5 protein-coding genes are annotated in these 13,178 nt (G+C 69.4%); 4 read left to right on the forward strand and 1 reads right to left on the reverse strand.

The genetic code is table 11. From position 1 onward, the window contains the following. Positions 1-8: 8 nt before the first annotated feature. Positions 9-1,778, reverse strand: coding sequence for a glycoside hydrolase family 6 protein (locus IE195_RS11575; RefSeq protein ID WP_191270413.1), 1,770 nt, complete (start codon positions 1,776-1,778; stop codon positions 9-11). Between the two features lie 293 nt (positions 1,779-2,071). On the opposite strand from IE195_RS11575, the gene IE195_RS11580 reads away from it, so the two are divergent. The 4 genes from IE195_RS11580 to IE195_RS11595 form a co-directional block, all read left to right on the forward strand. Beyond that, entirely contained in the window at positions 2,072-2,290 is a 219-nt protein-coding gene (locus IE195_RS11580; protein ID WP_191270415.1) for a hypothetical protein, read from the forward strand. Positions 2,291-3,434: 1,144 nt separating this feature from the next. Next, positions 3,435-4,673: an NAD(P)/FAD-dependent oxidoreductase gene (locus IE195_RS11585; protein ID WP_191270417.1), complete on the forward strand. Its 1,239-nt coding sequence runs from the start codon at positions 3,435-3,437 to the stop codon at positions 4,671-4,673. A gap of 103 nt (positions 4,674-4,776) precedes the next feature. After that, positions 4,777-5,937: an aromatic ring-hydroxylating oxygenase subunit alpha gene (locus tag IE195_RS11590; RefSeq protein WP_225942412.1), complete on the forward strand. Its 1,161-nt coding sequence runs from the start codon at positions 4,777-4,779 to the stop codon at positions 5,935-5,937. Continuing rightward, positions 5,934-13,178 (forward strand): amino acid adenylation domain-containing protein (locus IE195_RS11595; RefSeq protein WP_191270419.1); only part of this gene is annotated, 7,245 nt, incomplete at its 3' end. The genes IE195_RS11590 and IE195_RS11595, both read left to right, overlap by 4 nt.

The following is a 13,178-nucleotide window of genomic DNA, read 5'->3' on the forward strand; positions in this document are numbered from 1 at the left end:
CGGAGCGGTTACTGGACGGGCGGGTAGGCGTTGGCCAGCAGCTCCTGGAACTGGTCGGAGAACCAGTGGCCGGCGACCGGCGCGTCGGGCAGAGCGCCGCTCATGTTGTTGCCGTTGCGCGGGTTGCCCTCATAGGTGGGGTCGCACATCCGGTCGAAACCCTTGCCCTCGTCGTTGGGGATCTCCTCGCTGGAGCCGTCCGACTCACCCGGGGGCTTCATCCACACGTAGGCGTCGATCCCGGGCTCGGGAGCGGTGGTGGGACGCTCGCCCAGTCCGGCACCGGACTGGTTGCACCAGTTCCCGGCCTGGATGCGGCGGTCGATGCGGCCGCCGTCCACGTAGGCGTTGACGTCGGTGGTCGGGCCCGCGCTGGTGGGCCGGTCGGGGCCGCCCCAGCCGTTACGGGAGGTGTCGATCAGCATCCCGATGCCGGAGTCGAACCCCTGGGAGACCAGCTCCTCGCGCAGTCCCTGGGCGAAGGAGAGCTCGTCGAGGTAGTTGTTCCAGTCCACCCAGTCGGACTGGCGCACCGGTGTGCCGTTGATGGTCTCACCGATCGCGAAGTGCTCCTCCTTCAGGGCGGAGTAGTTGGCGGTGTTGGCGATGAAGCCGTGCACGTCGTCGGGGGTGGCCCCGTTGGCGTTGGCGGCCTCGTGGAACAGGGCCGCGGAGGGTGCGAAGTTGTCCTCCCAGCCGATCCAGCCGTGGTGGCCGGCGTCCACGTAGTTGTAGACGTTGTCGATCGCACCGAGCTGGCCCAGGGCGTAGCCGACGCCGTTGACGTAGTTGCCGTTGGCGAGCATGACGTCGCACTCGGGCGTGGCGGTCTCGCGCGGGGAGACGTTGGTGACCAGGTTGGGCAGGGAGTCGATCTCGACCGTGGTGACCACCCGCAGGGAGGTGTCCTCGTAGTCGGCGAGGATGTCGGCGATCGGGTCGATGTACTCCGCCTCGTAGCGGTCGATCTCCTCGGGGCCCAACTCCCCGTTGGAGGCCAGGGCCGCGCAGTCGCGGCCGGGCAGGTTGTAGATGACCAGCTGGAAGACCAGCGGTTCACCCGCGGCCTGCTCCACCGCCTCGTCGAGGTGGTCACGCAGACCCATGGACCCGGTGGTGGGGCTGTTGTTGCCCTCGATGGCACTGATCTGGTCCATCCACACACCGGTGGGCTCGTCGGCCACGGCCTCGCCGCCCGGCTCGGCGGCGGCGTTGGCGGACCAGATCGGGTTCACGTAGACGTCAGCCCCCACGTAGGGGTTGTCGACGCGCTCACCGGGATCCGGGTCCGGGTCCGGGTCGGGGTCCGGGTCCGGGTCCGGGTCCGGGTCCGGGTCCGGGTCCACGCTGCCCTCGCAGAGCACGCCGTTGAGGCTGAAGTCCGTCGGGACGGCGTTGTCCCCGGAGTAGGCGGCCTGGAAGCCGAAGGAGGCGGTCCCGTCCTGGGGGATCGTGCCGTTGTATCCCACGTCGGTGACCGAGACGCTCTGGCCCGACTGACTGTGGGCGCCACCCCAGCTGTGGCCGATCTGCTGGTCACCGTCGAAGGTCCAGTCCAGGGACCAGCCGTCGACCGTGTCGCCGAGGTTGGTGATCTCGACGTTGGCGGTGAAGCCCGAGCCCCAGTCACTGAGCTGGTAGTCGACCGAACAGCCGGTGGCCGCTGCGGCCGGGGCAGAGGCGGTGAGTGCGGCGGTGGCGCCCAGAAGCAGGGTGGAGGCCGTGGCGAGCACGCGGCGCGACAGGGTTCGGGGGTTGTCTGAGGGGGGTCTGCTCATCTGTGTTTCCTCGCGTAGGGGGGTGCCAGGATCGTGAGCCTGCGGGGAACGTCGCACGGGTCCCGGAGAGGCCGGGAGGGCGACGGGGGTGTGGTCCCTCGGCCGGGGTGACGTGTTCTCCCGAGCCGGGTCCTCCACCTGTCGGTCGTGGTGCGGTCCAGACTGCGTGGCCGGGAACCCCGTTTCGGGAGCGCTCCCATGCAACGCTTTCCGGAAAGTTAACACCATTGAAAACCCACTGCAATGGGTGATGAGAAGAAACCTCTGCGAAACCCATACCAGATCGCGGGAACGTGTCGCCCACCGGCCCTCCCCCGACCACACCCGCTCGACCCCACCCACCGGACCGGGCCACTGACCGTGCCGCGACCCTCCTGTTCGGGGAACCGCCGCCCAGGCCGACCCGGGAGCGGGAGCGGGAGCGGGAGCGGGAGCGGGAGCGGGAGCGGGAGCGGGAGCGGGAGCGGGAGCGGGAGCGGGAGCGGGAGCGGGAGCGGGAGCGGGAGCGGTGAAAGCACACCGCCGGAGCCGGCGCCAGGGGCGAAGGACTCCGGGGCCGGCCGACCGCAGAGTGCCGCGTCACCCCCGCAGGGCCCGTGGAGTACCGACCCGGCACAGCGGCACCGGTGTTGATCCGACGCTCCTCCGCGGCTGCGCATCCGAGGCAGTGCCGTCGGCACGGTTGGCGGCCGCGACCGAACTCCGCCCGCGCCTCGCAGACAGGCGTTCCCCACGCCACCAGAAGCAGGGAATCGGACCCGGTGAACCTCAGAAGCAAGCCGACCTAAAAGCGCTCCTCGGGCACCCGACCTCCAACCGCACCCACGCGATCCCGGGACGGCGTCCTCCCGGAGGCAGCCGCCACCGAAGGCCGAACTCATAACACCAAGTTTCGGACATCCTAATCCAGGAAATCATCCGTGATCATTATTCGGCACCGCAGAAATCGGCACGGAGAACCACCGGGAACCCGATCAGAACCACGGACACGCGGCCGATTCTTTATTTCGCTGATAGTTACCTCACCCGGGCCCCCCGCGCCCCCGACCCGAGCAGCGGCACACCCACACGTTCACACGCTCGAAGGACACCTGATCCCGACCACGGGAACCCGCGGCCAAGCCAAGCGGGAAACCAGCAACCCACTTGCCACAGGGGCGCGAAGGCGCATCACAAGGCGTTCTCACCGGGCCCCGCAGAGACACCGGGGACTACCTGCCCACACAACCTTGCGTGGGGGACTTCGCACTGAGCGGAGTCCGAACCCGCACACAGCACCACAGAGATGGCAGAAATGTGATGCACGTCACCCTCCCATCAACCTTGACAGGCGGACACCAGGCAGAGAATCCACTTCCACACCCCACAAACCAGCAGCTCACCCCGGGCAGAGGGCGGGAGCGGGCCCCCCTGGACCCAGATTCCACCGCAACGCCGGAACTCTTCGCATTCAAACCAATACGAAGAGTTCTTTGACTTAGCTTCGGCAATGGTGCGAGCTTTATGTCCCCAGCTGGAAGTCCATCGCCCGCACCAGGACGAAAAAGTAAGTCACGCCTACTTGAAGCCCGCTGTCCAAAACCGGGAACGGCGCGCGGGATCCATGACCAATGCCATGCCCCTTAAGGGCAGTGACCACCAGAAAGCCAGGCAGAAATGTACGACGCCATCGTCGTCGGTGCGCGGTGCGCCGGCTCTCCGACCGCCATGCTCCTCGCCCGGAAAGGGCACCGCGTCCTGATCGTGGACCGGGCATCCTTTCCCAGCGACACCGTGTCCACACATTATCTTCATCAGACGGCCCTACTGAGGCTCAAGGACTGGAATCTTCTGAACCCCGTCATCGACGCGGGAACTCCAGCCATTCGCAAGATGCACTTCTCCTTTCAGGGAATTGAACTGAACGGAATGGCTGACGCCGTCGACGGGGTCGACGCTATCTACTGCCCGCGCCGGACACTCCTGGACGACATCCTGCTGAACGGTGCACGCGAGGCCGGCTGTGAGGTGCTGGAGAACTTCAGCGTCACCGACCTCGTCTTCTCCGAAGGGCGCGTCGTCGGAGTCCGGGGACGGGAGGGCAGGGGCCCGGAGCGCGACCTGCGCGCCAAGGTCGTCATCGGCGCGGACGGCTTCCACTCGACCGTGGCCAAGCGGGTGGGCGCCCGGTCCTACAACGTCCGGCCCGCGGCCAACTTCATCTACTACTCCTACTACCAGGGGCTCGACTGGGGCCTGCACCACAAGACCGGCCACAACCTGCGGTGGATCGGTACCTGGCCCACCAACGACGATCTGACCATGCTGGCCGTGATCTGCAACCGGTCCCATCTCAAGGAGTTCCGCCAGGACCCGGAGAACCAGTTCCTGGCGACCTTCGACGACGTCGTTCCGGACATGGGCAAGGAGCTGCGGTCCCAGGGGCAGCGGATGGAGCCCTTCCGCCCCATGCGTAACCCCGACAACTACTACCGCACGGCTCAGGGCCCCGGGTGGGCTCTGGTAGGGGACGCCGGATACCACAAGGACCCCTTCACGGGTTGGGGTATGGCGGACGCCTTCCTACACGCTGAAATGCTGGCCGCCCGCGTGCACGAGGGGCTCTCCCAGGAGCGCGACATGGACGAGGCCCTGGCCGACTACGCGGCCACGCGTGACGAGGAGAGCGCCCCGGTCTACGACTTCACCTGCACCCTGGCCGAACTCGACCTGCCGCCTTTCTACCGGACGGTCCTCGGGGCGATCAGCCAGGACCAGAAGTGGACCAACACGATGCTGGGCATCATCGCCGGTGTGGTCCACGGAGACGAGATCTTCTCCCCCGAAGGACTGCAGAAGCTCTATGACGAGGTCGGTGTGCCCGAGGACGAGCGCGCCTACGACCCCGGCGCCTGAGCGGCACCCCTCCCCGGCGCCGTCCCGGAACCGTTCGCGCACCGAGAGCACAGGGCTGCCGGACTCGCGGATCGCGCCCCCCTCCAACCCCCCGGGAGCTGTCATGACCGACGCATCCAGCATGTTCGACCTCATCAGCGAGCAGAACGAGGAACGCGAGTACTTCGACACCGGCGGTATCGGCCAGTCGCACGAGTTCTACACGGGTGAAGAGCAGTTCCGGCGCGAGATGCAGCTGGTCTACGGTCAGCGCTGGCTGCCGGTGGACCATGTCTCCCGGCTCCCTGACCCCGGCTGCTTCACCACCCTGAACATCGGGAGCGGATCCATCCTGCTCCTCCACGGTGACGAGGGGATCCGGGCCTACCACAACTACTGCCGCCACCGGGGTTACAAGCTGGTCGAGGAGGCCGCCGGAAAGCGGCAGAGCCTGGTCTGCATCTACCACTGCTGGGTCTACAACCGCAACGGCGGCCTCAAGACCTTCAACGGCACCTACTTCGACCACTTCTTCACCAAGGAGGAGAACGGCCTGGTCCCCGTGCGGACCGCGATCCGGCACGGGGTGGTCTTCGTGTGCTTCGCCGAGGACCCGCCCGACCTGGACCAGGCCCTGGGCGAGTTCGACCGGTTCGCCGAGGCGTACGAACTGGCCGAACTGAAGTGCATGCAGTACAAGGACTATCCCGTGGCCTCCAACTGGAAGCTGGTCGCGCACAACGTCAACGAGAGCCTGCACTTCCCCACCGCGCACAAGGACCTGCACAAGGTCACCGACTTCGACGCCGCCGGCACCTACGACCTCAGGGGCGAGGACCTGGTGGGGGCCTGGCAGATGCTGCGCGAGGGGTACGAATCCATCTCCACGACCGGGCACAGCGACCGCTCGCCCATGCCGCTCGTACCGCTGGAGGACCGGCGCAAGGTCAACTGGATCACGATCCTGCCGAACCTGCTTTTCGGACTGACCAGCGACTACGTGATGATGCAGTGGGTGTGGCCCGAAAGCCCGGGGTCCTGTGTGGTCCGCCATTTCTGGCTGTTCCACCCGGACGAGACCGCCAAGGAGAGCTTCTCGCACGAGCCCGTGTTCGCCCTGTGGGACAAGGCCAACTACGAGGACTGGGAGCTGTGCGAGCGCACACACCGCGGGCTCTCCAACCCGATGTGGCGCCCGGGACAGCTGTCCCTGGACGAAGAGGTCGTGGCCCAGATCGACGCCTGGGTCCTGAACCACACCCGGGGAACGGAGTCCGAAGTATGAGCACCTCCTGCTTCATCATCGGAAGCACGCGGACCCTGACCTCCTGTGCCGATCAGCTCCTGTCCCACGGGGTCGATGTCCGGGGGGTCCTGTCCGAGGACCCGGTCGTCGCGGAGTGGGCACGGGAGAACTCCGTACGACTCCTGGACCCGGGCGCGGACCTGGTCGAGACGCTCTCCCGGCAGAGCTTCGACTTCCTGTTCAGCATCATCAACTTCCGGATCCTGCCACCCGAGGTACTGGCCCTCCCCCGGGTGGGCGCCCTGAATTTCCACGACGGTCCCCTGCCCGGTCTCGCGGGTAGCAACATCGCCTCCTGGGCCCTCTACGAGGGGGTAGCCCGGCACGCCGCGACCTGGCACGTGATGACCGAGGAGGTCGATGCCGGAACCGTGGTCGCCGAGCGCTGGTTCCCGGTACGCGAACTGTCCACCGCGCTCTCCCTCACCTACGAGACGGCGCAGGTCGGTGTCGACCTGTTCACCGAGATGGCCCCCCTGATCGCCGAGGGGCGCCTCCCCGATCCCGTCCGAGCAGCTGAGGGACGTAAGGGGCGTTTCTTCGCCCGCGCCGACCGCATGGCTGACGGCGGCATCGTTCACTCCGGCACGACCGCGGCCGAAGCCGGACGGCTCTCCAAGGCCATGGACTTCGGCTCGTTCCCCAACCCGGTGGGCGTCCCCGCGTTCGTCACCGCGCAGGACGCCGTCTTCGTCGGCCAGATCCGCTCGCTGGGCCGGGACGAGGAGTACCGGCGGAGCACGACCCTGGCCGTGACCGACTCCCAGATCCGGATCGCCGCACCGGACGCCGACATGGTCCTCAGCGAGTTCACGACCACCGAAGGCGACACGGTGAGCGGTCGCGGAGCGGCCCAACGGCTGGGGCTGCGGGTGGGCGAACCGGTGCCGGACCCGGCCGAGGGATACCTCGAAGCGGTGAGGACAGCCCAACCAGGCCTTCGCGCCAACGAACACCGGTGGCGCGAGCGGCTGGCCGACCTGCGGACCGCACCGGTGAAGGCCGAGGAGTTCTCGGCCTCGGGATCCGCTTACCACAGGTTCGAACTGGCTTTCCTTCCGGTGTGTGCGGAGGACTCCGCCCTGGTCCGCCGTTCCTTCCTGGAGGTCCTGTCCGAACGCATCGGCGCGTCCTCCTTCGACTTCGGCTGGTCGCCGCACAGCGCCCAGGAACTGGCCGAGCGCACCCACGGCCTGGCCGCGACCCGCGTACCCGTCCGTTTCGACGCCACCTCCCCGGCTTCTCCCGAGGAGGGTCTGGCCGCGGCCGGGCGGTGGGGAATGTACGCGACGGACCTGGAGGTGCGCATGGGTCTGGCCTCGCGCCCTCCGGGTGCGGAGGGGCCCTCGTTCACACGGGTGATGGTCCTGGAGCGCTTCCGTGAGGATCCCGCCTCGGTGGCCTCCGACACCGAACTCGCACTGGTGCTCCCCCCGGAGGGGGTACCGGCCGTCTTCGTGCGCGAGACCGCGATGTCCGTCGCCGGGGCAGCGGAGTTCGTGGAGGAGGTCGAGGAACGCCTGTTCCTGCTGTTGGAGCACGGACCGGCGGCCCCCCGTCCCACCGCTCCCCCACCAGTGCACGCGCCCGGAGAGGGTGCCGCCCGAACCGTGCTGGATCTGGTCCGCGCGGTCTGGGAGCGCACCCCCGAAGCCGTGGCCGTGCGTGCCGGAGAGCACGCGATCACCTACGCCGAACTGGACCGGTGGTCGGCCGCCGTGAGCTCCAGACTGCGCGAGCGCGGTGCGGGCGAGGGGTCGGTCGTATCGCTGCTGACCGGACGGGGTCCGGAACTGGTCCCGTCCATGCTGGGCGTGCTGCGCGCCGGCGCGGCCTTCCTGCCCCTGGACCCCTCCTACCCCGGGGAACGGCTACGGACCTACACCCAAAGCGCCGGGAGCACGCTCGTGCTGACCACCCCCGACCTGGAGGGCAAGGCACACTTCCTGGGCTCCCCCGTCCTGGTTCCCGATCCGGAGGGGTACGGGGGCGGGTCGGAGGACGACTCGAGCGCCGACGCGTTGGCCTACATCCTGTTCACCAGCGGCTCCACGGGCACCCCCAAGGGTGTCGAAGTCGCTCAGAGCAGTCTCGTGAACTTCCTGACGGGGGTGGGGGCGGTCCTGGGCGCGGGGCCGCAGACGAACATGCTCGCCCACACCACGGTGGCCTTCGACATCTCCCTGTTGGAACTCCTCCTCCCCCTCGTGGTGGGAGCCACGGTAGAGCTCGCCGACGAGGGCACCGTGGCCGACCCCGCCGCGCTGGCGGCCCTGGCCGACACCGTGGACCTGGTGCAGGCCACCCCGAGCCTGTGGCGTCTACTGCTTGACACCGGGTGGCGCCCCAGAACCGACCTGGTGGCGCTCTCCGGAGGGGAAGCGATGCCGCTGAGCTTGGCGCGGACCCTGCTCGACGCAGGACCCGAGCTCTGGAACATGTACGGCCCCACCGAGGCGACCATCTGGGTCTCCGCCCACCTGGTGACGGACCTCGGGCAGGGTTTCGTCCCCCTCGGAGAGCCCTTGCCGGGGCTGGAGCTGCACGTCGTCGACGAGGACATGTCACCGGTGGAGCCGGGAAGTACCGGTGCCCTGGTCATCACGGGTGCGGGGCTGGCCGAGGGCTACCGCGGCCGTCCGGATCTGACCTCGGAGGTGTTCGTCGCCCTGCCCGACGGACGCCGCGCCTACCGCACCGGCGACGACGTGCGCCTGCACACCGACGGAGCGGTCGAATGGATCGGGCGCGCCGACGCACAGGTCAAGGTGCGCGGCAACCGGATCGAGCCGGGGGAGGTGGAGGCGCTCCTGGAACGGATGGATCAGGTGTCAGCGGCTGTCGTGGTCGCCGTTCCCTTCGAGGGTGTGGGCGACCCCCGGCTGACCGCCTACCTCGTCGCGAGCGAGCCGCCCGCCCGGACCGAACTGGACGAATGGCTGTCCGACCGGCTCCCCGGATACATGGTTCCCGACGCCTACGTCCTGCTCGACTCCCTGCCGCTGACGGAGAACGGGAAAGTCGCCCGTTCCCGCCTGCCCGACCCCACACGCGACAACATCATCCGTGCCCAGGTCCCGGCGCCGACCGCGGAAGAACCCGCCCTTCTCCCCGAACGGATCGCCGCTGTCTTCGCCCGGGTCCTGGGCCACGGTGAGTTCGGCGAGCGCGACAACTTCTTCGACCTGGGCGGGGACTCCAACAACGTGGTGAGGGCCGCCGCGGCGCTCAGCCGTGAGCTGGGATCGGATGTGGCCTCACCCCTGGTGTTCGCCACGGGAACCCCTGAGCGACTCGCCGCGGCACTGGACGCGCGCCCCCCTGCCCTCCGGCAGGAGACGGAGCCGGTCGCGCCCGGCACGGCCCCGGCCGAGCCTGCGCGAGCGGGCGTCACACCGCACACGGTCGGCGAAACGGCGACCGGGGGCGAGGGTCCTGCGCGGCCGGCGGCCGAGGAGCAGGGAAACGCACTGGCCGTCATCGGCATGGCCTGTCGCTTTCCCGGGGCCTCCACCCCCGACGAGTTCTGGACCGACCTGGTCTCGGGCACCGACCGCGTGGGGGCGGCACCTGCGGGGCACCGCGGATGGGCCCATCTGTGGGAAGCCGACGACGACCGTCGGGGCGGCTGGATCGAGGGAGTGGAGTACTTCTCCCCGGAACGCTACGGCCTGAGCGACCGCGAGGCGCGGCGCATGGACCCGCTCCAGCGGCTACTGCTCAGTGTGACCGACGAGGCCTTGGAGTCCGGAGGCCATGACGGGACCTCCCTGGGGACCTCGACAGGGGTGTTCGTCGGTACCATCACCAGTGACTTCCCCACGCTCGTGGCCGGGAGCACCGGACACGGTGATCCGCACACCGCCACCGGCACCGCGATATCCATGGTCGCCAACCGGCTCTCGCACACCTTCGGCTGGTCCGGACCCAGCCTGGCCGTGGACACGGCGTGCTCGTCCTCCCTGGTCGCGCTGGACCTGGCGGCGACCCACCTGCTCGCCGGAGCGGTGGACTCGGCCGTCGTCGGCGGAGCCAATCTGATCCTGACCCCGGACAAGAGCCGTGGTTTCCGGCGCAACGGCATGCTCTCGCCCACCGGTGCCTGCCACACCTTCGACGAAGGCGCCGACGGCTACGTGCGCGGAGAGGGGTGCGGCGTGGTCGTGCTCAAACGACTCGCCGACGCACGCCGAGACGGGGACCCGGTGCTGGCAGTGGTGAGCGGCACCTCGGTGAACCACTCCGGCGACCACAGCGGTTTCCTCACCGCTCCGAGCACCATCGCCCAGCAGCGGGTGATCCGCGAGGCCATGGCGAAGGCGGGGGTGACCCGGGTCGGTTACGTGGAAGCCCACGGTACGGGGACCCGACTGGGCGACGTCATCGAGCTGGAGTCGTTGCGCGCCGTCCTCGGCGGCGTCCCACCCGCCTCGGTGGCGGTGGGGTCGGTCAAGAGCGCCATCGGCCACCTGGAACCGGCCGCGGGCATCGCGGGACTGATCAAGACGGTACTGGCGCTCCAGGCTCGGCAGATCCCGCCGGCGGCTCACCTGTCGGTCCCCAACCACGGTTTCGCGTTCGAGGACTCGCCGCTGTACGTACCCGTGCGCCCGGCACCGTGGAGCGGACCCGCCGCGGCCGGTGTCAGCAGCTTCGGCTTCGGCGGTGTCAACTCCCACGCGGTCCTGACCGCGCCCCCGGAACGGGGGGACGCCCCGGAGGAGGCCGGTCCCCAGCTGATGGTGATGGGCGCCGACTCGAAGGAGTCCCTGCGTGTCCTGGCCCTCCGCTACCTGGAGTTGTTGGACTCCCCCCACGGCCCATCGCTGGCGGCCCTGTGCTCCGCCGCCCGGAGGAGGCCCGGAAGGTCGCACCGGCTGGCCTGTGTGGTCACCAGCGGTGAACAGCTGGAAGACAAACTTCACCTGTTCCTGGCCGGAGTCGAACGCACGCGTTCCCTGTACACGGGAGCCGTGGCCGTCGACGCTCCGGAGCAGGCCCCCCTACCGGAACGGCCCTCCCCCGAGGCGTTGGACCGGGCGGCCCGGCTGTTCGTCGAGGGCCGTGACCTGCCGCGCGGGTCCGCGGGTGCAGGGGTCAGGCTGCCGTCCACACCTCACGAGACCCGGCGGTTGTGGCTGGAGCCGGCGAAGCCGCAACAGCGCCCGGCCGGCGGCCCGATCACCTGGGACCCTCTGCCCGAGAGCGCTGAGCACATCGTTGACGGAAGGCCCGTCCTTCCGGCCGCCGGATACCCGGGCAGAGCCGCGGAGCTTCTCGGCAGGGAGGCCTTTCGCCTGACCGACATGGTGTTTCGGGCACCAGTGGTCTCGCCCTCCCCGCTGAGCGGGGTACACGAAGCGGACACGGTCCTCTTCCGGGACGGTACCGGGAACCTGGTCTGCGAGGCCCGTGTGGGTGAGGACGTACCGCCCTCACTCGTGGAGGGCGCGTCCGAGGGCGCGGAGCCCGTGGACGTGGAGCGGATGTACGCCTCCCTGGCAGAGGCCGGGCTCGCCTACGGTCCGGGGTTTCGATGCGTGCGTTCCCTGTCGGCCCGGTCGGGCGAAGCGTTCGGCACCCTTGAGGGAGAGGACACAGCGGCTCGGTTGGACCCCCGTCTGCTGGACGGCGCCTTCCAGGTCGCGCTGGTGGCCTGCGGTGCGCGAGGCCTGTACGTGCCCTTCTCCGTGCGTTCTTTGAACGTCTTCGGCTCCGTGGCGGGAAGGGTGCGCGTCCACGCCCGGTTGGAGAGGGCGTCCGCGGGCGGCGAGACGGTGACGGCGAGCCTGGTCGTGTCGAACGGCGCCGGCCCCCTGGCCGAAGTACACGAACTGACCTGGAAGAGGATCAGCACGCCCGAAGCGCCGCTGGGCGGCCCGGTCGACGACCGGGACGGGGTGACCGCGCCGGTCTCCCGGACAGCGGTGACGGAACCGCCCGCCACTCCGCAGAGTGCGGTCAACGGGGACCGGCCGAGCGGTGCCGCGGCCCGGACCCCGGGCGCGCCCCGGGGAGGCCCCCTCTCCCCGGACCTGGCTTCGTCCGTGATCGGCTGGGTGGCCCAGGGCCTGGAGGTGGGATCCGAGGAGATCGGAAGGGACGTACCCCTCCAGGAACTGGGCATGGACTCCATGCTCTCGGTGTCGATGGCCCAGGACCTCGGTGACCGTCTCGGCGTCCCGCTTCCCCCCACGCTCCTCCTGGAGGCGGGGACCATCGATTCCCTGGTCACCGAACTCCGTGAGAGGTACGGGGTCTCCTCCGTTCCCACCGCGGAGGAGGGTGCGGATCCGGAGCCCGCGGACGTCTCCGTGCAGAGCGCTCCCCCGCCCGCGGAGAAGCCCCGGGCCCGGGTCACCGAGCCTGCGGCCGCCCCCTCCGAGCAGGCCGAACCCGCACCGGAGCCGGGGCACCGAAACGGACGGGAGGCCGTAGCGCGAGACGTCGCCGCGGACGCGGGGGCCGAGGGTGCCGGCTCACGCGACATCGCGGTGATCGGTGTCGACGGGGTGTTCCCCGGCGCCCCGGACATGGACGGGCTCTGGCAGGTCCTCCTCAGGGGCGAGGACCACGTGCGCGAGGTCCCCGCCGACCGCTGGAACCTGGAGGAGTACTACGCCACGGACCAGTCCCCGGGCAGCGTCTACCTGCGCGAGGCGGGATTCGTCAGCGGTTGGGACGAGTTCGATCCGGGGTTCTTCCGCATCCCGCCCGCGGACGCCAAATGGATGGATCCCCAGCAAAGGCACCTGATCCAGTCGGCCTGGCGCACGCTGGAGGACGCCGGCCCCTCCGGGGTACGCGGTGACCTGACCACCGGGGTGTTCGTGGGTGCCAGTTACCAGCACTACCGGGACCAGGTGGCCGGGGACGTCGTGCCCACCGCAGCAGCCCTGGGCAACCACAACGCCATCCTGGCCAACCGGGTGAGCCACTTCCTGGACCTGCGCGGCCCCAGCATGACCATCGACACCCTGTGCTCCTCCTCGCTGGTGGCCCTGCACCAGGCAGTACGCAGCATCCGCGACGGCGAATGCGAACAGGCCCTCGTCGCCGGGGTGCACCTGGGCCTGTCCCCGCAGTACTTCCAACTGGGCTCACGCCTTCGTTCCTTCTCCCCGACGGGGCGGTCCCGAGCCTTCGACGCCACCGCCGACGGATTCGTCCCCGGAGAAGGCGTCATCACCCTCCTGCTCAAACCCCTCCACCACGCCCTA

It is taken from the genome of Nocardiopsis terrae (assembly GCF_014651695.1).
GTDB classification, from domain to species: domain Bacteria; phylum Actinomycetota; class Actinomycetes; order Streptosporangiales; family Streptosporangiaceae; genus Nocardiopsis; species Nocardiopsis terrae.